At 73.6% G+C, this 21668-nt stretch carries 20 protein-coding genes and 1 pseudogene; 9 read left to right on the top strand and 12 right to left on the bottom strand.

Going from position 1 to position 21668, the window contains the following annotated elements; genetic code table 11:
• Nucleotides 1–133: 133 nt before the first annotated feature.
• From NP048_RS12435 to NP048_RS12420, 4 genes are all read right to left on the bottom strand, one after another.
• The gene (locus tag NP048_RS12435) at nucleotides 134–565 is read right to left on the bottom strand and encodes an SRPBCC family protein (protein WP_227575907.1); all 432 of its coding nucleotides are present in this window, start codon (nucleotides 563–565) and stop codon (nucleotides 134–136) included.
• Nucleotides 566–596: 31 nt separating this feature from the next.
• Entirely contained in the window at nucleotides 597–938 is a 342-nt protein-coding gene (locus NP048_RS12430) for a DUF2200 domain-containing protein (protein ID WP_227575906.1), read from the bottom strand.
• Nucleotides 935–2710 carry an MFS transporter gene (locus NP048_RS12425; RefSeq protein WP_256769272.1) on the bottom strand — a complete coding sequence of 592 codons (1776 nt, stop codon included), beginning with the start codon at nucleotides 2708–2710 and terminating at the stop codon, nucleotides 935–937. The genes NP048_RS12430 and NP048_RS12425 overlap by 4 nt, the downstream gene beginning before the upstream one ends.
• Nucleotides 2711–2792: 82 nt before the next feature.
• Complete coding sequence (locus NP048_RS12420; RefSeq protein WP_227575904.1) at nucleotides 2793–3404, bottom strand: CueP family metal-binding protein; 612 nt, start codon at nucleotides 3402–3404, stop codon at nucleotides 2793–2795.
• Between the two features lie 115 nt (nucleotides 3405–3519).
• Between NP048_RS12420 and NP048_RS12415 the strand changes: the two genes are divergently transcribed.
• Nucleotides 3520–4194, top strand: a complete 675-nt coding sequence (locus tag NP048_RS12415) for a cation diffusion facilitator family transporter (RefSeq protein ID WP_227575903.1) — start codon at nucleotides 3520–3522, stop codon at nucleotides 4192–4194.
• A 54-nt stretch (nucleotides 4195–4248) separates the two neighbouring features.
• On the opposite strand, the gene NP048_RS12410 is transcribed toward NP048_RS12415, so the two are convergent.
• From NP048_RS12410 to NP048_RS12400, 3 genes are all read right to left on the bottom strand, one after another.
• Nucleotides 4249–5928 carry a ribonuclease J gene (locus NP048_RS12410; protein ID WP_227575902.1) on the bottom strand — a complete coding sequence of 560 codons (1680 nt, stop codon included), beginning with the start codon at nucleotides 5926–5928 and terminating at the stop codon, nucleotides 4249–4251.
• An 80-nt stretch (nucleotides 5929–6008) separates the two neighbouring features.
• Nucleotides 6009–7586 carry a peptide chain release factor 3 gene (locus NP048_RS12405; protein ID WP_227575901.1) on the bottom strand — a complete coding sequence of 526 codons (1578 nt, stop codon included), beginning with the start codon at nucleotides 7584–7586 and terminating at the stop codon, nucleotides 6009–6011.
• Nucleotides 7583–7999 (bottom strand): MerR family transcriptional regulator, encoded by a 417-nt coding sequence (locus tag NP048_RS12400; RefSeq protein ID WP_227575900.1) that lies wholly within the window; start codon nucleotides 7997–7999, stop codon nucleotides 7583–7585. Before NP048_RS12400 ends, NP048_RS12405 begins: the two co-directional genes overlap by 4 nt.
• 102 nt (nucleotides 8000–8101) lie before the next feature.
• On the opposite strand from NP048_RS12400, the gene NP048_RS12395 reads away from it, so the two are divergent.
• The 5 genes from NP048_RS12395 to NP048_RS12375 all read left to right on the top strand — a co-directional run bounded on the left by NP048_RS12395 (nucleotide 8102) and on the right by NP048_RS12375 (nucleotide 12807).
• The gene (locus tag NP048_RS12395) at nucleotides 8102–8788 is read left to right on the top strand and encodes a TetR/AcrR family transcriptional regulator (RefSeq protein WP_227575899.1); all 687 of its coding nucleotides are present in this window, start codon (nucleotides 8102–8104) and stop codon (nucleotides 8786–8788) included.
• Between the two features lie 40 nt (nucleotides 8789–8828).
• Complete coding sequence (locus tag NP048_RS12390; RefSeq protein ID WP_227575898.1) at nucleotides 8829–9773, top strand: ABC transporter ATP-binding protein; 945 nt, start codon at nucleotides 8829–8831, stop codon at nucleotides 9771–9773.
• Nucleotides 9770–11434 carry an ABC transporter permease gene (locus NP048_RS12385; protein WP_227575897.1) on the top strand — a complete coding sequence of 555 codons (1665 nt, stop codon included), beginning with the start codon at nucleotides 9770–9772 and terminating at the stop codon, nucleotides 11432–11434. The genes NP048_RS12390 and NP048_RS12385 overlap by 4 nt, the downstream gene beginning before the upstream one ends.
• A gap of 87 nt (nucleotides 11435–11521) precedes the next feature.
• Nucleotides 11522–12493, top strand: a complete 972-nt coding sequence (locus NP048_RS12380; protein ID WP_227575896.1) for a DUF808 domain-containing protein — start codon at nucleotides 11522–11524, stop codon at nucleotides 12491–12493.
• Between the two features lie 107 nt (nucleotides 12494–12600).
• Nucleotides 12601–12807 carry a hypothetical protein gene (locus NP048_RS12375; protein ID WP_227575895.1) on the top strand — a complete coding sequence of 69 codons (207 nt, stop codon included), beginning with the start codon at nucleotides 12601–12603 and terminating at the stop codon, nucleotides 12805–12807.
• A gap of 44 nt (nucleotides 12808–12851) precedes the next feature.
• Here NP048_RS12375 and NP048_RS12370 read toward each other — a convergent pair whose 3' ends face one another.
• From NP048_RS12370 to NP048_RS12360, 3 genes are all read right to left on the bottom strand, one after another.
• On the bottom strand, nucleotides 12852–16295 hold the full coding sequence (locus NP048_RS12370; RefSeq protein WP_227575894.1) for a bifunctional proline dehydrogenase/L-glutamate gamma-semialdehyde dehydrogenase: 3444 nt from the start codon (nucleotides 16293–16295) through the stop codon (nucleotides 12852–12854).
• 9 nt (nucleotides 16296–16304) lie between these two features.
• Nucleotides 16305–16700 (bottom strand): Fur family transcriptional regulator, encoded by a 396-nt coding sequence (locus NP048_RS12365; protein WP_227575893.1) that lies wholly within the window; start codon nucleotides 16698–16700, stop codon nucleotides 16305–16307.
• Nucleotides 16701–16783: 83 nt separating this feature from the next.
• Nucleotides 16784–17467: an NAD(P)-dependent oxidoreductase gene (locus tag NP048_RS12360; RefSeq protein WP_227575892.1), complete on the bottom strand. Its 684-nt coding sequence runs from the start codon at nucleotides 17465–17467 to the stop codon at nucleotides 16784–16786.
• Nucleotides 17468–17594: 127 nt separating this feature from the next.
• Between NP048_RS12360 and NP048_RS19320 the strand changes: the two genes are divergently transcribed.
• Nucleotides 17595–18551, top strand: coding sequence for an AraC family transcriptional regulator (locus tag NP048_RS19320; protein WP_284439703.1), 957 nt, complete (start codon nucleotides 17595–17597; stop codon nucleotides 18549–18551).
• 7 nt (nucleotides 18552–18558) lie between these two features.
• Here the strand turns inward: NP048_RS19320 and NP048_RS12345 are convergent, their stop codons facing one another.
• The gene (locus tag NP048_RS12345; protein WP_227575891.1) at nucleotides 18559–20124 is read right to left on the bottom strand and encodes a UxaA family hydrolase; all 1566 of its coding nucleotides are present in this window, start codon (nucleotides 20122–20124) and stop codon (nucleotides 18559–18561) included.
• A gap of 83 nt (nucleotides 20125–20207) precedes the next feature.
• Nucleotides 20208–20330 carry a hypothetical protein gene (locus NP048_RS12340; protein ID WP_255619479.1) on the bottom strand — a complete coding sequence of 41 codons (123 nt, stop codon included), beginning with the start codon at nucleotides 20328–20330 and terminating at the stop codon, nucleotides 20208–20210.
• Between the two features lie 119 nt (nucleotides 20331–20449).
• On the opposite strand from NP048_RS12340, the pseudogene NP048_RS12335 reads away from it, so the two are divergent.
• Nucleotides 20450–21253 (top strand): annotated as a pseudogene (locus NP048_RS12335) (carbon starvation CstA family protein); the annotation flags it as partial.
• Nucleotides 21254–21294: 41 nt separating this feature from the next.
• Nucleotides 21295–21639, top strand: a complete 345-nt coding sequence (locus tag NP048_RS12330) for a LysR substrate-binding domain-containing protein (protein ID WP_372456779.1) — start codon at nucleotides 21295–21297, stop codon at nucleotides 21637–21639.
• Nucleotides 21640–21668 lie beyond the last annotated feature (29 nt).

The following is a 21668-nucleotide window of genomic DNA, read 5'->3' as shown; positions in this document are numbered from 1 at the left end:
CAGCGGGTCGGTGGGGTGAGCGACCACCGTGCCGTACCGCGCACCCCAGCACCAGGGCGCGGGGGCACGCGGGCCCGGCGTCGGCGTCAGGCCGTCGACATCGCGGGTCGGTCGGCCCGTCGCCGCCAGGCGATCAGGAGGGTGCCGGAGAGCCCTCGCACCAGGCCTTCAGGCCGCCGGCCTCCTCGGCGAGGTAGCGATCGGTCAGCCCGCGGTAGAGGCGTCCCATCACCGTGCCCAGCGGGCCGGACTGCGTCACGGACAGCCGCACGCGTGCTCCGTCGCCGAGCGGCTCGACGTCGTGCCGGGCGGTCGTCCGCACCCCCGGCGCGCTCGCGACCCACGTGAACGAGCGACCCGGCGTGAGCTCGGTGACGACGTACGTCGACTCCGGGAGGCGCGGCTGACGGACCGTCGCCCGGCTCCCCGCTCGCAGGGGCCCGTCGTCCGCCCGGTGCACCGTCGTGACGCTGGGCGTCCACGCCGGCCAGCGCTCGACGTCGCTCACCACCTGCCACACCCGCTCCGGCGGTGCTGCGACGTCGACGGTGACGCTCTGCTCCATGCACTCATCCTGGGGCCTGCGCCCCACTGCGTCACCCGCGCAGGATCTTCTCCATCGGCCGCCCCTTGGCCAGCTCGTCGACGAGCTTGTCGAGGTAGCGGATCTGCCGCATCAGCGGGTCCTCGACGTCCTGCACACGCACGCCGCACACCGACCCGGTGATGAGCGTGGCGTTCGGGTTCAGGTGTGCGGCGGCGAAGAAGTCCGCGAAGGTCGTGCCCGCCTCGACGTGCTCGCGCAGCGTCGGCTCGTCGAAGCCGGTGAGCCACGTGACGACCTCGTCGACCTCGGCGCGCGTGCGGCCCTTCCTCTCCGCCTTGGCGACGTAGAGGGGGTACACCGCGCCGAAGGCGGTGGTGAAGATCCGGCTCATGCGTCGAGCGTAGCGACCGGGGGTGCCGTGGCCGCGCGGCGGCGGCCCGGCAGTGCGAACGTCACCGTCACGCCCAGCAGGAGCACGCCCGCGGCGATCCCCGTGGTGATGCGGCTCGCCTCGACGAGCGCGGTCTGCGCTGCCGCGGCGGCCTCGGACGTCGCGGGGTCCGCGACGAGTGCCGGGATGCCCGCGCCGGCGGAGTCGTGGACCAGCTCGACGACGCGCTCCTGCTCGGCCGGGGACAGGGCGGTGTCCGCGAGCCGTGCCTGCGTCTGCGTCGTCATGGTCGCGATGAGCAGGCCGCCGAGCAGCGCGACACCGAGCGCGGACCCGAGCTGACGCACCGTCGTCTGGAATCCCGACGCTTGGCCGCTCTCGGCGACCGGGACGTCGGCCAGGATCACGCTCGTGAGCTGCGCGGTGGCCATGCCGACGCCCAGGCCGTACAGGAACAGCCAGGCCGCGACGACGGCTCCCGACACCGACGTGCTCAGCGTCAGGGCGAGGCCGCCGATCGCGACGGCCTCGAGCACCAGGCCCGTGCGCACGACCGCCGTCTGGCCCAGCCGCTCGGCCAGGTGCGGGATGCCGCCGGAGATCAGGAAGGTCCCCAGCGCGAGCCACAGCACGATCCAGCCGGTGCCGAGCGCGGAGTACCCGAGCGCGCCCTGCAGGAGCAGCGGCAGCGTGAACAGCAGGCCGAACTCCCCGAGGGCCACGATCAGCGCGGCGATCATCCCGAACCGGAACGTGCGGATCCTCAGCAGACCGAGGTCGACGAGCGCGACCTTCCCGGCGCGCACACGCCGGCGCTCGACGACGACGAACGCCGCGACCAGCGCGACCCCGAGGGCCAGCGCCACGGGGACGGGGGAGAGGGTGCCCGCGTCGGTCAGCCACCAGCCGTAGTACCCGCCCTCGATGAGCCCGAAGACGATGCCGGCGAGCCCGAGGCTGGACAGCAGCACGCCCGGCACGTCGGTGCCGCGCTGCAGACTCGTGTCACGGGTCTCGTCGAGGGTGCGCGCGATGCCGACGAGCGCGAGGATCCCGAAGGGGATGTTCAGCCAGAACGCCCACCGCCACGACACGTCGGTGGCGAGCCAGCCGCCGAGCAGCGGGCCGACAGCGGCCATGCCACCGATGGTGGAGCCCCAGATCGCGAACGCGATGCCGCGCGCGCGTCCCGTGAACATCGCGTTGAGCGTGGACAACGTGCTGGGCAGCACCATCGCGGCACCGAGGCCCTGCACGACGCGCGAGGCGATGAGCATCGCGGGTGTCGTGGCGGCACCCGCGCCCAGGCTGGCGACCATGAAGACCACGAGGCCGACGGCGTAGAGCCGCCGGCGCCCGTAGAGGTCGCCGATCCGCCCGACCGTGAGCATGAGCGAGGCGAACACCAGCGAGTAGACGGCGTTCATCCACTGCGCGCCCGCGGAGTTCAGGCCGAGGTCCTCGATGACGACCGGGAGCGCGACGTTGACGATCGTGGCGTCCATGATCACGAGCGAGACGCCCAGTGACAGGGTGGCCATGGCGAGCCACTGACGGCGGCTGATGGGGGTGTGCTCGGTCTGCTCGGACATCTCGTGCTCCTCGTGCGTGGCCGCTGCGGCCTCCTTCGAGGATAAGTTGTCGACACGGCGTTGACAAAATGCCCACGGAGGGGATCTTCTCCCGCGACCGCAACCGTCTCCCTGCAGACGTTCGGCGGCCCGGCGCGTCAGATCGCCGTCATGCAGCGCACGCTGGTCGGTGCTGCGCACGCCGGGGGTGTGCGCGGCCCTCGGGGCGGTGGCAGGGGTCCTCGGGCTCGTGGGCTGACGACTGCGGGTGCGCGGCGCCGCGTCAGGTCAGCTGGAGCGTCGTGACGCAGGTGGGGCTGCCGTCCGTCGTGCTGAACGGCACGGCACCGCGCAGGCCGGCGTGGCGCACCTCGATCGTGCCCTCGACGTCCTTCGGCAGCCAGAACCCGACGAACCCGTTGGTGTACGTCGTGGCGGCCTCGTCCACCAGGACCTGACCGTCGGCGGCCGTGATCCGCACCTCGACCGGCTCCGCGACGAGCTCGCCCTGGCAGCCGGCGAGGCTGTGGAAGAAGCACTCGTGCGTGCTGCGGACGTACGGGGCGATCGAGACGTAGAAGTCGTCGCCCGCGAGGGGGACGGCCACCTCCGTCGTCCCGTCACCGACCAGCACCTCGTCCTGCCGCACCGACGCGGTGAGGTCCAGAGGTCGTGGGTCGGTGGAGGGGTCGAGCCGCGCGACGATCTCCTCGCCGGTCAGGCCGTCGAGTCCCAGCTCGGCCAGGACGGCCTGCGTGTCGGCGGCCGCGTCGGTCGCCGTCGCGGCACTCGCACCGGCCGGTGCGTCCGCGTCGACGTCGGGTGCGGACGTGCCGCAGCCGGCGAGCAGGGCGAGCGTCGCGACGAGCGCCGTGGTCAGGGTCCGTGTCGGCATGCCGCCCATCATGGTGGCTCGGGTGGTGCCGGCGCCCGCGCGAGCCAGGCGGACGGTGCGCAACGGGGCCGACGGTCCGGGAGGTGAGGTACCCGCCCGTGTCTAGCATCGCGATGTGACGCACCGGGGAGAGATGGGAGTGAGCGCCGGCGGCGAGCTCACGGACGACGAGATCGAGCGCCTCACGCGCCGGGGCCTGCGCCTGGCGCAGGTCACGATCGCCTACAACGTCGTGGAGGGCGCGGTGGCGATCACGGCAGGGCTCCTGGCGGGGCTCGTCTCCGTGGTGGGCTTCGGTGTCGACTCGGGCATCGAGTCCGTCGCCGCGGTGCTCGTCGCACTGCGCCTGTCGGCGCGCCTGCGCCACGGCGAGGCCGACGAGCGCAAGGAGCGCGTCGCGCTGCGGGCGGTCGCCGTGACGTTCTTCGTCCTGGCGGCGTACGTGACCGTCGAGGGCGTCCGCAGCCTCCTCGACGGCGAGGAGCCCGACAGCTCGCCGGTGGCCGTGGGCCTGCTGGCGGCGTCGATCGTCGTGATGCCCGTCCTGGCGGCGATGAAGCGCCGGGTGGGCCGCCGGCTGCAGGACAACCTGATCCTGGCCGACGCCGCCGAGACCAGGATCTGCGTCCTGCTGAGCATCTCGACGCTGGCCGGCCTGCTGCTGCACGCGCTGACGGGTGCCGTGTGGCTCGACCCGGTCGCCGCGTTCGTGATCGCGGGGTTCGCCGTCCACGAGGGCCGCGAGGCGTGGGAGGGCGAGCTCGTCGAGGACGACGAGGACGCGGACTGACCTGACGCGGCGAAGGGCTCCGCGACCGTGTCGCGGAGCCCTTCGCCTCGGGTGTCAGGCCTCGACGGTCACCGCGACGACGACCGGCTGCGGGCCACCGCGACGGCGCAGCACGCGCTCGGCCGCCCGGCGCACGACGGTGTCGAGGGCGTCGGGGTCGGTGAACGTCGCGGCAGGCGCCTGCGAGAGCGCCTGACGGATCGCCCCGTCGACGGCCACCTGGGAGGCCGTCGCGTGCGCGACACCGGTCGAGATGAGCTCGACCGGCTCGGCCAGCGTCGCCGCGTCGGAGTCGACGACCGCGACGACGGTCACCACGCCACCGTCGCGCAGCTCACGGCGCTGCGCGAGGAGGCGCTCGTCGGTGCGTCCGACGACTCCGTCCTCGACGAACACCTCGGCTGCCGGCACGCGCCCGACGATCGTCGCGCGGCCGTCGACCATGTCGATGACGTCGCCGTCACGCGCCACCACGACGTTCGCGGCGTCCATGCCGGTGCGCACGGCGAGGTCCGCGTTCGCGCGCAGGTGCTTCGACTCACCGTGGATCGGCATGACGTTGCGCGGGCGCAGCGTGTTGTAGAGGTACACCAGCTCACCGCCGCTCGCGTGCCCGGAGACGTGGACGCGGGCGTTGCCCTTGTGCACCACGCGTGCGCCGCGGTCCGTGAGGCTGTTGATGACGCGGTAGATCGCCGTCTCGTTGCCGGGGATGAGGGACGACGCCAGCAGGACGGTGTCGCCCTCACCGACCTCGATCTGGTGCTCGCCGCGGGCCATGCGCGACAGCGCCGCGAGCGGCTCGCCCTGCGACCCGGTGCACACGTAGGTGACCTTGTGGTCGGGCATGCGCTCGAGCTGCTTGGGGTCCACGACGACCCCGTCGGGGATCGTCAGGTAGCCGAGGTCCTGCGCGATCTTCATGTTGCGCACCATCGACCGGCCGACGAACCCGACCTTGCGGTCGTGCGCGACGGCGGCGTCGACGACCTGCTGGATCCGGTGCACGTGGCTCGCGAAGCTGGACACGACGACGCGGCGCGGCGTGTTGGCGAATACCTCGCCGATCGCGGGCGTCAGGTCGCGCTCGGAGATCGTGAAGCCGGGCACCTCGGCGTTGGTGGAGTCGACGAGGAACATGTCGATGCCCTCGTCCGACAGCCGGGCCAGGTGGCGGACGTCGGTGAGCCGACCGTCGAGCGGGAACTGGTCCATCTTGAAGTCGCCCGTGTTGACCAGCATGCCGGCGGGCGTCCGGACGGCGACGGCGAGGCTGTCGGGGATCGAGTGGTTCACCGCGACGAACTCGAGGTCGAAGCCACCGATCGTGAGCCGGTCACCGGCCGCGACCTCGACGGTCGCCGGGGTGATCTTGTGCTCGGTGAGCTTCGCGCCCAGGAACGCCAGGGTGAGCCGGGACCCCAGGACCGGGATGTCCGCGCGCTCCCGCAGGAGGTAGGGCACACCGCCGATGTGGTCCTCGTGCCCGTGGGTGAGCACGATGGCGTCGATGTCCTGCCAGCGGTCGGCCAGCGAGGTGAAGTCCGGCAGGATCACGTCGACACCGGGGTGGTCCTCCTCCGGGAAGAGCACGCCGCAGTCGATGACGAGCAGCCGGCCGGCGTACTCGAGGACGGTCATGTTCCGTCCGATCTCGCCCAGGCCGCCGAGCGGCGTGATGCGCAGTCCGCGCGGCGGCAGGGCGGGCAGCCGGTTCTGAGGTGTTCGCTTCATGGTTCTCCTCTACACAGCGGTGGCCGGCACGGCCACGGGAAGGTCAGGGCTCGGCAGTGCGCGCATCGGGTGACGACAGGTCAGGCGGCGCTGACGAGCAGCTCGGGCAGGGTGAGGGTCGGACGGTCCCGTCGCAGCGCCTGCAGCACCCAGCGGTCACGCATGAGCGCGAGCCGGGTGCCGTCGGTGCGGGTGACGAGCTCGACACCACGGGCGCCGGCCAGGGCGGCGACGTCCTCGTCGGTGGCGAGGCGGGCGAGTCCGTACGACAGGGACTGGGTGCGCACGGGTGCGCCGAACTCGTGCTCCATGCGGAACGTGACGACCTCGAACTGCAGGGGCCCGACGGCGCCGAGGATCGGCTCCCCGTCGCCCCGGTCCGCGGAGATCAGCAGCTGGACGACGCCCTCGTGGGCGAGCTGGGCGATCCCCTTGCGGAACTGCTTGGAGCGCCCGGGGTCGGCAGCGCGCGCGGTGACGAAGTGCTCGGGCGGGAAGGACGGCATCGGGGGGAACCTCGTCGCAGGCCCCTCGGGGTCGTACAGGGTGTCGCCCACCGCCAGGGCGGTGGCGTTGACGAGGCCCACGACGTCGCCGGGGTACGCCGTCTCGACGATCTCGCGGTCGCGTCCGAAGACGGTGGCCGCGTGCTTGGTGGCGAAGGAGCGTCCGGTCTGCGCGTGCACGACAGGCATGCCGCGCTCGAAGACGCCGGACACGACGCGGACGAAGGCGACCTGGTCGCGGTGCTGGCGGTCCATGCCGGCCTGCACCTTGAACACCACCGCGCTGAACGGGTCGTCCACGGCGCGGTCCGAGCCGTCCGCGGTGGTGCGCGGACCGGGCGCGGGCGCGAACCGCAGGACGGCGTCGAGGAGCTCGCGCACGCCGATGTTCGTCAGCGCCACGCCGAACAGCAGGGGCGTGGTGCGCCCGGCGAGGAAGGACTCGACGTCGGGGGCGGGCAGTAGACCCGCCTGGTCGATCGCGTCGGTCGCGTCCGCACCGAGGACGTCGACCGCCTCGTCCGGTGCCAGGTGCTCCTCCTGCGCGAGGGTGGCCCCGCCGGGGGCGCGGTGGTACGTCGTCACGGCCCCCGTCCGCGGGTCGAGCAGCCCACGGAGGTTGCCCGACTCGCCGACGGGCCAGGTCACGGGTGCTGCGACCAGGCCGATCCGCTGCTCGAGCTCGTCGCAGAGCTCGAGGGCGTCCTTGCCGGGCCGGTCCCACTTGTTGACGAACGTCAGCACCGGGACCCCGCGGGTGCGGCACACCTCGAACAGCTTGAGGGTCTGGGGCTCCAGGCCCTTCGCCGCGTCCAGCAGCATGACGGCGCAGTCGACCGCGGTGAGCACCCGGTACGTGTCCTCGGAGAAGTCGGCGTGCCCGGGTGTGTCGAGCAGGTTGATCACCGTGTCGCCGTAGCGCAGCTGCAGGGCGGCCGACGAGATCGAGATGCCGCGCTTCTGCTCGATCTCCTGCCAGTCGGACACGACCCCGCCGCGGCCCGCCTTGCCGTGCACCGCACCCGCGCGCGCGATGGCGTGCGAGTGCAGCGCGAGCGCCTCGGTGAGGGTGGACTTGCCCGCGTCAGGGTGGGAGATGACGGCGATGCTGCGACGGGGCGCAGGTGCGACGTCCTGAGGATCAGTGCTCAACTCTTCGGTTCCGTCCCGACCTGGTGGCGTGCGTGCTCGGTGCGCAGCTCGTCCGCGAAGGCCTCGGCGTTCTCGAGCTGCTGCCGCAGGCTCGCGCAGCGCTCGTCGACGGCGATGCGGAACGTCTCGAGCCGGTCGGCCAGCGTGCTGCGTTCGGGGCCGGGAGTCGCGGTGTCGGTGAGCGCGTCGATCGTCTCGAGCAGCTCACGCATCTCCTCGAGGGAGAAGTCCAGCGGCTTCATCCGGCGGACGAGCTGGAGTCGTGCGATGTCGACCTCGGAGTACAGCCGGAACCCGCCCTGGGAGCGTGCGGACGGGACGACCAGCCCGACCTCCTCGTAGTAGCGGATGGTGCGCAACGACAACCGCGTCCGTTCGGCGACCTCGCCGATCTGCTTGTGGGCGGCGCTCACGCAGTGCCCTCGGTCGTGGTCATGCGGCCAAATCTACCGCAACGGAAGAGTGGTCCACGCACACCCTTGCCCTCCGCTGAACGCGCGTTTAGCATCTTGAACATGGGTTCACCCCCGGTGGCGGTGCCGCCACCGCACCGCGACCTGACGACCCGCGCGCGCATCCGCGACGCCGCGGTCGCCCGGTACGCGCGGGAGGGCTTCGGCGTCGGGCTGCGGACGGTCGCCGAGGACGCCGGGGTGAGCGCGGCGCTGATCCTCCATCACTTCCGCTCCAAGGACGGGCTGCGCGCCGCGTGCGACACCCACGTCCTGCGCCTCGTCCGGGAGGGCAAGGAACGGCTGCTCATGACCGGCGGCGCGCAGGACCTGCTCCTGCAGCTGGCGTCGATGGACCAGTACGCGCCTCTCCTCGCGTACGCGCTGCGCAGCATGCAGGCCGGGGGAGCGCCCGCACGCCAGTTCGTCGAGCACTTCGTCGCCGATGCCGAGGTCTACATCGCCGACGCGGTCGCCGCCGGCTCGATGCGCCCCAGCCGTGACGAGAAGGCGCGCGCCCGCTACCTCACCGTGCAGGGGCTCGGGGCGCTGCTGCTCGACATGACGCTGCACCCGCCGGACGACCCCACCGACGTGGTGGGCATCCTCCACCGCTACCGCGACCGGATGATGCTGCCCGCGGTCGAGCTGTTCACCTACGGCCTCATGACCGACGACCGCATCCTCGACGCGTACCTGCGCTACGTCGACGACGCCCCCGAAGGGCACGGGACCGACGGCAGCGCCTGACCGTCACCGATCCCGCCGATCACTCCCGAAGGGTGGAGCCATGGCGACCGACCACACGACGTCCCCCGTCATCGAGGTGCGCGGCCTCGCCAAGTCGTTCGGCGTCGTGCGGGCGCTGGACGGGCTCGACCTGCAGGTCGCGGCCGGTGAGGTCCACGGGTTCCTCGGGCCCAACGGCTCCGGGAAGTCCACGACGATCCGCGTCCTGCTCGGGCTGCTGCGCGCCGACGCCGGGACGGTCCGGCTGCTCGGCGGCGACCCGTGGTCCGACGCGGTGACGCTGCACCGGCGCCTCGCGTACGTGCCGGGCGACGTCAACCTGTGGCCCAAGCTCACGGGCGGTGAGGTCATCGACCTGCTCGCGAGCCTGCGCGGCCCGGTCGACCGCGCCCGCCGGGCCGAGCTGCTCGAGCGCTTCGACCTCGACCCCGGCAAACGCGCGCGGACCTACTCCAAAGGCAACCGGCAGAAGGTCGCGCTGGTCGCGGCGCTCGCGTGCGACGTCGAGCTGCTCGTCCTCGACGAGCCGACGTCGGGCCTGGACCCGCTCATGGAGCTCGTGTTCCAGCAGTGCGTCCGCGAGGCGGTCGCGCGCGGCACGACGGTGCTGCTCTCGAGCCACATCCTGGCCGAGGTCGAGAAGCTCTGCGACCGCGTCACCATCATCCGCGCGGGTCGGACCGTGCAGAGCGGCACCCTGCACGAGCTGCGGCACCTCACGCGCAGCACCGTGCGCGTGGTCACACCGCAGGAGCCTGCGGCGCTCGCTGAGATCGAGGGGGTCCACGACGTCGCCTCGGACGGCGACCGATTGACCTTCACGGTCGACGACGCGGGGCTGCCCTCGGTCATGGCGGTGCTGGCCGCGGCCGGGATGAGCGAGCTCGTGGTCACCCCGCCCACGCTCGAGGAGCTGTTCGTCCACCACTACGGCACGCCCGCGGCGGGCGTCGCCGCGACGAGTGCCACGCGCGGTGCGTCATGACGACGACCACCCGGGCGCGCCCGAACCGGGCACCCGGGGAACGCGCGACGAGCGCCACGGGGTCGAGCACCGCGTGGGCGGGGACCGCCCGGCTCGTCCGCCTGGCGCTGCGGCGCGACCGTCTGCGGATCCCTGGCTGGGCGCTCGCGGTCGGTGGCCTGGTCGGGTACCTCGCGGCCGCCATCCCGGTGGCGTACCCCGACGCCGCCGCGCTGCAGACGCGCGCCGCCATCATGAAGGAGCCGTCGGGCGCGTTCATGACCGGGCCCGGGTACGGCCTGGACGACTACACGTTCGGCGCGCTGCTCGCCAACGAGCTCCTCGGGATGGTCGCGGTCGCGGTCGCGGTGATGTCGATCCTTGCGGTGGTCCGCCACACCCGTGCCGACGAGGAGGCGGGACGTACGGAGCTGCTGCGTGCCGGTGCCGTGGGCCGTGACGCCCCGCTGGCGGCGGCCCTCGTCGTCCTCGTCGTCGCGAACGCGGTGGTCGCGCTCGTGCTGTTCGGCGCACAGCTCGCGGCGGGCCTCGCGCTGCCCGACTCCCTGGCCGTCGCCGCCGGCTGCGCGGTCGTGGGCCTCGTGTTCGGGGGCGTGGCCGGGGTCACCGCCCAGCTGAGCGAGCACGCGCGAGCGGCCTCGGGCGCGGCCGGCGGCCTGCTCGGGCTCGCCTACGTGCTGCGCGGCGTCGGTGACGCGACGGAACGGGGTGGCAACGCGCTGTCGTGGGCGTCGCCCATCGGGTGGGCGCAGCAGACCCGGGCGTTCGTCGACCTGCGGTGGTGGCCGCTGCTGCTCGGGCTCGCGCTGGTCGGGGTCCTGGTCCTCGTGGGGTTCACGCTGACCGCGCGGCGGGACGCGGGCGCCGGGCTCCTGCCGGCACGCCGTGGGCGCCCGGACGCCCGGCGCGGGCTGCTGAGCCCGGCAGGACTGGCCCTGCGCCTCGAGCGGGTCTCGATCGCTTGGTGGGCCGTCGGGCTGCTGGTGTTCGCCGCACTGACCGGGTCGATGGGACAGGGCGTCGTCGACGCCGTCGAGACCCAGCCCGAGCTCGCCGCGGTCATCGGCGGCGCGAGCGGCGGCGACGTCCTGGGGGCGACGCTGTCGGCGTTCCTCGGGTTCTTCGCCATGGCCGTCGCCGTCTACGGCGTGGTCTCCGTCAACCGCCTCGCCCGGGAGGAGGCCGAGGGGCGGACGGGCGTCGTGCTGTCCGGAGCCGTGAGCCGCCCCGCATGGCTGTGGGGGACGCTCCTGGTGACGATCGCCGGCACCGTCACGCTGCTGCTCGCCTCGGGACTCGGTCTGGGCCTGGGGGCAGCGACCGCGACGGGCGACGCCGGCACGGTCGCCGAGCTCACGGTCGCGAGCCTCGTCCACCTGCCGGTCGTCCTGTGCTTCGCCGGGTTGGCGGCCCTCGCGCACGGCCTGAGGACCGGGGCGTGGTGGGTCTGGGCCCTGCTCGTGGCCTCGATCCTCGTCGGTCTGTACGGACCGCTGCTCGGGCTGCCCGACGCGGTCGTCGACGTCGCCCCCTTCGCCCTGGTGCCGCACGCACCGCACGAGGCCGTCACGGTGCTGCCGCTCGTCCTGACGACCGCGGTGGCGGGGGTGCTCGCGGCCGCGGCGACGTCGGCGCTGCGGCGCCGGGACCTCACCGCCTGACGCCGGGCGAAGGCGCCGCGGATGGCCCTACCCTTTCCTGTGCGCGGTCCGCCCGGCCCGGCGCTCCGGCACGGACGAAGGTGGCTCATGGCAGGCGGTCTGGCTGCGCTCCTGGACGACATCGCGACACTCGCCAAGCTCGCTGCGGCGTCGGTCGACGACGTCAGCGCGGCCGCGGGCCGTGCGAGTGCGAAGGCTGCGGGCGTCGTCATCGACGACACCGCGGTGACGCCGCGCTACGTCGCGGGCGCCGCGGCGAACCGCGAGCTGCCGATGATCTGGAAGATCGCGCGTGGCTCGCTGCGCAACAAGCTGCTGTTCATCCTCCCGGCGATCCTCCTGCTGAGCCAGTTCCTGCCGTGGCTCCTCACGCCGATCCTCATGGTCGGCGGCACGTACCTCGCGTTCGAGGGCGCTGAGAAGCTGTGGGAGGCCGTCAGCGGCAAGAAGCACGACAAGCCCGCCCTCCCCGCACCGGAGCAGGGCCCCGAGGCCGAGGCACGCATGGTCTCCAGCGCGATCCGCACCGACTTCATCCTGTCGGCCGAGATCATGGTGATCGCGCTCAACGAGGTCGCCGACGAGCTCCTGCTGTCCCGCGCCATCATCCTCGTGGTGGTCGCGCTGGCGATCACCGCCGTCGTGTACGGGATCGTCGCGCTCATCGTGAAGATGGACGACGTCGGCGTGCGGCTCGCGGCGACCCGCCACGGGTTCGTCGCCGGCTTCGGGCGTGGTCTGGTCAACGCCATGCCGAAGGTGCTGGCGGTCCTGTCGACCGTGGGCATCGCGGCGATGCTGTGGGTGGGCGGTCACATCCTGCTCGTCGGTGTCGACGAGCTCGGGTGGCACGGCCTGTACGACGTCGTCCACCACCTCGAGGAGGCCGTGCACGGTGTCGCCGGCGTCGGCGGGTTCCTCGCGTGGCTCGTCAACACGCTCGCCTCGGCGCTCATCGGCCTGGTCGTCGGTGCGGTCGTCGTGCTCGTCATGCACCAGGTGCACAAGCGCCGCCACCCGCACGCTGCCGGGGACGACGCGGCCGCCGCAGCGCACTGACCCGTACGGCCGGGGTGCCGCCGCGGGTGGGGACCGGCGCCGGTGCGGTCACGCACGAGGAGCGACGTAGAGTCGGTGTGACGACGGCGGAACCGAACGGAGCGGGGATGGCGGAGCGCAAGGAGAGGCTCGACGCGACGGCATGGCTCGCGCGTCATCTGGTCGGCCCCGCGCAGGTCACCGACCCGCGGGTCCCCGGCCGGGGCACCACCGACGCCGAGCGCGCCCGCGAGGGTGAGCTGCAGGCCGGGTTCGAGCGGGTGCGCGACGCGTCCGGTCGGGTCTACCTCGTGGCGAAGGACGAGGGCGCCTGACCCTGCTCGTCAGGCGCCGGGCATCAGGCGCCGGGCATCAGGCATCAGGCGTCGGGCGTGGCTGCGGCCGCCGTGGACGCCCGCAGCACGTCGTCCGTCAGGGGATGCGGCGTGCCGAAGCGGTGCGCCGTGACGCTGACCGCCTGCTCCCGCAGGAAGGGCAGCAGCTCCACCCGGCCCGCCTCGGTGACCGGGTGGTCCCACACCGCGACGTCGGGACGTCCTCGCGTGGCCCCGGCGTGGGACGCGCAGGTCGCCCCGACGAGGCGGACCCGACCGCCACCGAGCGCCGCGACGCGGGCCGCCCACGCGGCGTCGTCCTCGACGTGCACAGGCCCGAGCCCCGCGACCTCGCCCGTCAGCTCCGCCGGGAGGTCCTCGGGGAGCGACACGACGAAGGGCGCGTCCGCCCGGCACGCCGCGGCGACCACCCGCACCAGGTCCGCCCGCGCAGCCCCGGCGGACAGGCGCACCAGCACCGGATCGCTGACCGGCAGGTGCCGCAGCACGTTGCGCTCGCAGGCCAGCGCGCTGAGGTCGCGCGCGCCGAACACGTCCCGCCAGGCGGCCTCGTCGCTGCGCGCGGAGCGTTCGACGCGGTCGGCGTCGTCCGACGGCAGGGCCGCGCGGGCTGCGGCGACCAGCGCCCTGACCCGGGGGTGCGTGATCTCGGCACGCGTCGTCGCCCGCGTCGACGTCCACGAGCCGAGCCCGACGAGGTAGCTGGGGCCACCCGCCTTGGCGCCCGGGCCGACGGCCGACAGCTTCCACCCGCCGAACGGCTGGCGCCGCACGATCGCGCCGGTCGTGCCGCGGTTCACGTAGAGGTTCCCGGCCTGCACCCGGTCCAGCCACGTGCCGATCTCGTCGGCGTGCAGGCTGTGCAGGCCGGACGTCAGCCCGTAGTCCACGTCGTTCACCAGGTCGATCGCGTCGTCCAGCGTCGCCGCCGTCATGATGCCGAGCACCGGGCCGAAGTACTCGGTGCGGTGCGTGCGGGACCCGCGCCGGACCCCCGTCACCACGCCGGGGGTCCACAGCCGGCCGGCGTCGTCGAGCCGCCGCGGCGCCAGCGCCCACGCCTGCCCCGGTTCCAGCTCGGTCAGACCGGTGAGCAGCTTGCCGCTCGCGGGCTCGATGAGCGGACCCATCTGCGTGCGGGCGTCATCCGCGTCCCCGACGACCAGCGACGACACGGCGTCGAGCAGCTGGGACCGGAGACGTCGTGAGGTCGCGACCGCCCCCACCAGCACCACGAGCGACGCCGCTGAGCACTTCTGACCCGCGTGCCCGAACGCGGAGGCGACCACGTCCCGCACCGCGAGGTCCAGGTCGGCGCTCGGTGTCACGACGATCGCGTTCTTGCCGCTCGTCTCGGCCAGCAGCGGCAGGTCCGGTCGGAACGAGCGGAACAGCTCGGCCGTCTCGTACGCACCGGTGAGGATGACGCGGTCCACGCACGGGTGGGCGACGAGCTCGCGGCCGAGCGCGCCCTCGTCGACCTGCACGAGCCGCAGCACGTCACGCGGCACGCCCGCCTCCCACAGCGCGTCGGCGAGCACCGCGCCGCACCGCTCGGCCGGGGCGGCCGGCTTCAGGACGACGGCCGACCCGGCGGCCAGGGCGGCGAGCGTCGAACCTGCGGGGATCGCGACGGGGAAGTTCCACGGGGGAGCGACGAGCGTGAGCGCGTCCGGCACGAACGTCGCGCCGTCGACGTGGTCCAGGCCGCGGGCGAGCTCGGCGTACCAGTGGGCGAAGTCCACCGCCTCGGAGACCTCCGGGTCTCCCTGGTCGATCGTCTTGCCGGCCTCGGACGCCATGACCTCCAGGAGGGCTCCGCGGTGGGCCTCGAGCACGCCGGCGGCCCGGTCGAGGATCGCGGCACGATCGGCTGCGGGCCGCGCGCCCCAGGCCCGGCCGGCGCGCTGCGCGTCGCGCAGGACCGTGTCGAGGGTGGGGGCGTCGTGTACTCGCGCGTCGTCGATGCCGGCGCCGAGGGTCGAGTCCGGCACGCGCGCCAGGATCTCGCGCACCCACACCCGGTGCTCCGGGACGGAGGGGTCGGTGTCCGGGGTGTTCGCGAACGCGCCCGGTGCCGACGGCGGCACGGCAGCGTGCCTGTCGGGTACGCGGTGCCGCCCGGCCACGGGCGTGTCGACGTCCGCCAGCGACGCGAGGAACCGGTCGCGCTCGCGGGCGAACAGCGTGTCGTCGTCGGCGAGGTCGAACACGGCCGACATGAAGTTGTCGTCCGACGCGCCCTCTTCCAGCCTGCGCACCAGGTAGGCGATCGCCACGTCGAACTCCTGCGGCGCGACCACCGGGGTGTACAGGAGCAGGCTGCCGACGTCCCGCCGGACGGCCTCCGCCTGCCCGGGTGCCATGCCGAGGAGCATCTCGATCTCGACACCGTCCTGCACGCCGCGCTCGCCCGCCAGCAGCCAGGCGTGCGCGACGTCGAAGAGGTTGTGCCCGGCCACACCGAGGCGGACGTTCGCGATGCGTTCGGGACGCAGCGCCCAGTCGAGCACGCGCTTGTAGTGCGCGTCGGTCTGCCGCTTGCTGCCCCACGTCGCCAGGGGCCAGCCGTGCAGCTCGGCCTCGACGTGCTCCATTGGCAGGTTCGCGCCCTTGACGAGCCGCACCTTGATGCCGGCACCGCCCGCGCCCCGTCGTCGTGCCGCCCACTCCTGGAGCCGCTGCATCGCGGGCATCGCGTCGGGCAGGTACGCCTGCAGCACGATGCCCGCCTCCAGCCCGGTGAGCGACGGGCGGTCCAGCAGGCGCGTGAACACCTCGACGGTCAGGTCGAGGTCCTTGTACTCCTCCATGTCGAGGTTGACGAACTTCGGCGTCGGGGACGCCGCGGCCTGCTCGAACAACGGCACCAGCCGGTCGACGACGTCCGCCGCCGACTCCTCGAACGCCCACGGCGCGTGCGGCGCGACGACCGCCGACACCTTGACCGACACGTAGTCCACGTCGTCGCGCGCCAGCAGCCGGCGGGTGCCGGCCAGGCGGCGCGCCGCCTCCCTGCGGCCCAGCACGGCCTCGCCCAGCAGGTTGACGTTGAGGCGCGTGCCGTCACGGCGCAGGCGTGCGATCGCGGCGCCCAGCCGGCGGTCCGTCGCGTCGACGACGAGGTGACCGACCATGTGCCGCAGCACGCGACGGGCCACGGGCACGACGACGCCCGGCAGGGCGGGAGCGAGCGTGCCCCCCGCGCGCAGGGCTGCGCGCAGCGGCACCGGGAGGAACCGGGGTGGGTGGGCGGCGAGCTCGCGCAGCCGCCGGGCGGCGACGGCGTCGTCCTCGGGGCGGACGACGCCGTCGACGAACCCGACCGCGAACGCCAGGCCGTCCGGTTCGCGGAGCAGGCCGGCGAGGTTCCGGGCCGCGGGGTCGACGGGCTGCTCGGCCGCGACCGCCAGCCACCGGCGGACGAGCGCCACGACCGCGTCCGCGTGGGTCGCGGGTTCGGTCATGGTGCCTCCTCAGGCGCGGGCGCAGTCCTGGCAGGTACCGAGGAAGTCGATCGAGTGCTCGACGTCCGTGAAGTCGTGGTGGGCGGCCAGGGCCTCGACGAGCTGCTCGAGCTCCGGGGCCGCGACGTCGACCGTGCGACCGCACGTGCGGCACACGAGGTGGTGGTGGTGCTCGCCGCGCGGCTCGCAGCGCAGGTACGTGTGCTCCCCGGTGGGCTGCAGCAGGACCTCGAGCTGGCCCTGCTCGGCCATCGCGTTGAGCGTCCGGTAGACCGTTGCCAGCCCGATCTCCTGGCCGCGCTGCTGCAGCATCTGGTGGATCTGCTGGGCGCTGCGGAACTCGTCGACGCTCTCGAGGAGCTCCGCGATCGCCACGCGCTGCCGCGTCACCCGCTGGCCGATCATCCGCGCACCTCCTCGGCGTGCCGCCTGACGTTCTCAACCCGGACACCGTAGTTGAGAATTCCGTCGCGCGGGAGGCCGTGGGATCACCGGGCCCCGTGCGGGACGGGTGCGGCTGCGGGGTCGTGGGACAGCGAGACCGTGCGGCCGACGTGCGCGTCGTCCTGCACCGCATCGGCGAGGAACCTGCCGACCTGGGCGCGCGAGACCGTCATCCCGCGCCGGTCGCCCGTCACGGAGGCGAACGCCGGACCCGGCAGGTCGGTGTCGACGAGGTTCACGGGCTGCACCTCGACCCAGTCGAGACCGCTCGCGTGGACGATGCGCGCCTGCGTCTGCGTGTCGGCGATCTGCGGCGCGAGCAGCAGGGCGAAGACGACACGCGTCGACACGGGCAGCAGCGGGCGGGTCGCGCCCACGCCGTACGACGTCTGGACGACGAGCCGGCGCACGCCGTGACGGGTCATCGCGGCGACGACCGTGCGCGTGCCCCGCGACCGCACGTCGGCGACCGTCCGCGCCGGGCCGCGCAGTCGCACGCGGACCGGGTCCTCGCTGATGCCGAGCGTGACGACGACCGCGTCGTGGCCGGCGACCAGGGGGTCGACGGTCGCGGCGTCGGTCGCGTCACCGTCGATGCCGCGCACGCCGGGACCGGTGAGGGCGGACGCGTGGCGGGACAGCGCGGTGACGGTGTGGCCGCGGGCGGTGAGCTCGGTGACGGCCGCGCGGCCCGACCCTCCGGTGGCTCCGACGACGAGCACGTGCATGGTGACCTCCAGGTCTCGGGAGGTCGGTGCGACCTCCGCTGTGCTCCAGCGAACCACCGAGGGTCTGGACGGTCTATGCTCGTGCGTCGTCTGAACATGACTGATCGTCCAGCGTTCTGGGGGCCGCATGAGCGTCGTCGTCCCGCCTCGCCCGGCGCCGGACCCGGTCGGGGAGGCGCTGCACCGGCTGCGCGTGTCCGGGGTCTTCTACTGCCGCACCGAGGCGGCGGGCCCCTGGGCCGTCGACATGCCGGCCTTCGGCGACTGCCTGACCTTCCACGTCGTCACGGCCGGGGAGGTCTGGGTCGCCGTCCCCGGCGCCGCCCCGGTGCACCTGCGGGCCGGTGACCTCGCGCTCGTGCCGCACGGCCGCGGGCACCTGCTCGCGAGCGACCTGGCCGCACCGTCGCTCGGCCGTGTCGACCGGCTGCCGCAGGACTACGTCACCGAGAGCTACTCGGTGCTGCGGCACGACGGCGACGGGCCCCGCGCCGACCTCGTGTGCGGTGTGCTCACCGTCGACGGACCGGCCGCGCGCCCGCTCCTGGACCTGCTGCCCGCCGTCGTGCACGTGCCCGCGTCACCGACGGCGACACCGTGGCTCGTCCGCACCCTCGAGCTCATGGCCGCCGAGCTCGCGCACGTCCGCCCCGGCGGGGAGGCCGTGCTCACCCGGCTCGCCGACGTCCTGGTCATCCAGGCGGTGCGCGCGTGGCTCGATGTGCAGGAGCCGGTCACCGGGTGGATCGGCGGCCTGCGCGACCCGTACGTCGGTGCGGCGCTCGCGGCGGTGCACCGGGACCCGGCCCGTCCGTGGACCGTCGCGACGCTGGCCCGGGAGGCCGCGATGTCGCGGTCCGCGTTCGCGGCCCGGTTCACGCAGGTGGTCGGCGTACCGGTCATGACGTACGTCGCCTCCTGGCGCATGCACGTGGCCGCCGACCGGCTGGCGCGGGGCGACGGCGTCGCACAGGCCGCGGCCGCCGCCGGCTACGAGTCGGCGGCGGCGTTCAGCCGGGCGTTCACCCGGGCCACGGGCAAGCCGCCGGGGAGTGTGCGGGGCAGGGCTGGCAGCCTCGCCTGACGCGGCGTCAGGTGACCGCCCCGAGCTGCCAGGGAACGAACTCGTCGCGCCCCAGGTCCAGCTCCTCGCTGACCGTGGCACGCCCCGAGGCGACGTCCAGCACCAGGTCCAGGATCTCGTTCCCGACCTGGTCGAGCGTGGCCCCTCCGGTGACGACGCGCCCCGCGTCGAGGTCCATGTCCTCGCGCATGCGCTCGAACATCTCGGTGCTCGTGGCCACCTTGATGCAGGGCGCGGGCTTCGAGCCGAGCACCGACCCACGGCCCGTCGTGAACACCACGACGGTCGCGCCGCCGGCCACGATTCCGGTGACGGAGACCGGGTCGTAGCCCGGGGTGTCCATGAACGTGAAGCCCCGGTCGACCACCGGCTCGGCGTACTCGTACACCGCCGTCAGCTCGGCCGTGCCGCCCTTGGCGACCGCTCCGAGCGACTTCTCGAGGATCGTCGTCAGGCCGCCCGCCTTGTTGCCCGGTGACGGGTTGTTGTCGAGCGTGCCGCCGCCGCGCTGCACGTAGTCCTGCCACCACTCGATGCGGTCCAGCAGGCGCCGGCCGACGTCCTCGCTCACGGCCCGCCGCGTCAGCAGGTGCTCGGCGCCGAAGACCTCCGGGGTCTCGGCCAGCACGCTGGTGCCGCCCTGGGCCACCAGCAGGTCCGACGCGCGCCCGAGCGCGGGGTTGGCCGTGATGCCCGAGTAGCCGTCGGAGCCGCCGCAGTTGAGCCCGAGGACCAGCTCCGAGGCCGGCACGGGCACGCGGCGGCGCGTCTCGAGGTCGTCGAGCATCGCGCGCACCACCTCGACGCCCGCACGGACCGTCGCCCGGATGCCGCCGGACTCCTGGATGGTGAGGTGCTCCACGAGGGTGTCCGGGGATGCCGGCAGGTCGGCGAGCAGCCCCTGGACCGTGAGCATCTCGCAGCCCAGGCCGAGCACCAGCAGGCCCTGCACGTTGGGGTGGGTGGCGTACCCGCGCAGCGTCCGACGCAGCACCTGCCCGCCCTCGGACTCCGGCACCAGCCCGCACCCGGAGTCGTGCGTGAGGGCGACGACGCCGTCGACGTGGGGCCAGACGTCCATCACCGGACCGCGGAACTGGTCGGCGATCATGCGGGCCGTCGACGCCGAGCAGTTCACGGACGTCACGATGCCGACGTAGCTACGGGTGCCGACGCGGCCGTCCGCGCGACGGAACCCCTCGAACGTGCGCGCCACTGTCGCGGGCGGCAGGCTCATGCGCGCGGTGCCGAACTCGTAGTCGTGCGTGACACCGTCCATGCCGAGGTTGTGGGTGTGCACGTGGGTGCCGGCCGCGACGTCGGCGGTGGTGCGACCGATGACCTGGCCGTACTTGCGCACCTGGGTGCCGCCGGGCAGGGCCCGGACCGCGAGCTTGTGGCCGCGCGGCACGTCGCTCGTGGCCGTCACGACCGTGTCGCCGACCGCCACGGACGCGCCCGCTGCGACGTCGCCGACGGCCACCGCCACGTCGTCGTCGAGGGCGAGGAGGAGGGCGGCGCCCGGCCTGGCGGGCGGGACGGTGCCGGGGCGTCCGGGGGAGACGAGAGGCACGGCGAGGAGTCCTTGGGTCGATGATCTGGGCAACGACCGCATCTTGGCACGGGCGGCCGGGGAGCCCTCGCGCGGTCGTGCCGCTAGCGCTGGTGGTTCGGCAGGTCGAGCAGGCCGCTGAGTGCGTAGTCGATGCGTTGCATGGCCTCCAGCTGCAGGTAGCCGACGAGCTCGCCGAGACGCGCCTGCGGGTCGTCCCACAGCACGTCGTCACGACACGCCGGGGGTCCGTCACGCGCCGAGTGACCGCAGCCGGGCCATGATCGAGGGACGGGGCCGTCGGGGGGACCGGCGCTGGTCGCCCCGCGGCATCGACGGAGCTGACATGACCACCACGCGCGACGCGCAGCTGCCCGAGTACACGCCCGAGGAGCAGGCCTCGATCCTGCGCGACGACCGCGGGGTCCCCGTGGGCGTCGTCGAGAAGCCGCGGTGGACGCCTGCCAAGGTCGCGCTGTGGGTCGCGATCTCGCTGGTCGGGGCCCTGGGCTGGACGATGCTCGCGATCGTCCGCGGGGAGCGGGTCAACACCATCTGGTTCGTCGTCACCGCGGTGGCGACGTACGCGATCGCGTACCGCTTCTACGCGCTGTACGTCCAGCGGCGCATCATGCGTCCCGACGACACCCGCGCGACCCCGGCCGAGCGCGTGAACAACGGCCGCGACTTCGACCCGACCGACCGGCGGGTGCTCTACGGGCACCACTTCGCGGCGATCGCCGGCGCCGGGCCGCTCGTCGGGCCGGTCCTCGCGGCGCAGATGGGCTACCTGCCCGGCACGCTGTGGATCATCCTCGGCGTGGTCGTGGCGGGCGGCGTGCAGGACATGCTCGTGCTCTTCTACTCGATGCGCCGTGGTGGGCGATCCCTGGGGCAGATGGCCCGCGACGAGATCGGGCGGCTCGGGGGCACGGTCGCCATCGTCGTCGTGTTCGTCATGCTGATGATCGTGCTGGCGGTGCTCGCGCTGGTCTGCGTCAACGCGCTCGCCGAGTCCCCGTGGGGCGTGTTCTCCGTCGGCTGCACCATCCCGATCGCGCTGCTCATGGGCCTGTACCTGCGGTTCGTGCGGCCCGGGCGGGTCACGGAGGTGTCGGTCATGGGGGTCCTCGCGCTGATCGCCGCCATCACCCGTTGCAGCTCGCGCTGCCGCCTGTCGGGGTGGGGGGCATGACGGTGCACGACCTGGCGGACGCCTGCCACGTGCCGTGGGTGATGGAACCGCGCGGCACCGCGTCGCGGCACTTCGCCGAGCAGACCTGCCGGTCGGCCGGGTTCGAGCCGGACGTGCGCTACGAGACGGCCGACCTGCAGACGCAGATCCGGCTCGTCGAGTCCGGCAACGCCGTCGCGATCCTGCCCGGGCTGGTGTGGCGCGAGCGGACGACGACGTGCCGGCTCGTTGCGCTGACCGGGGACCCGCACCGGACGGTCTTCACGTCGCAGCGCACCGCGGCGGCCGGGTCACCCGCGGTCACCGCGTTCCGCGAGGTGCTCGAGCGCGTCGCGCGCTGACGGGCGCTCGACGACGCGGCGCGGTCCGG

Source organism: Cellulomonas xiejunii, from assembly GCF_024508315.1.
Lineage (GTDB): Bacteria > Actinomycetota > Actinomycetes > Actinomycetales > Cellulomonadaceae > Cellulomonas > Cellulomonas xiejunii.
This window is presented reverse-complemented; position numbering and strand designations above follow the sequence as displayed.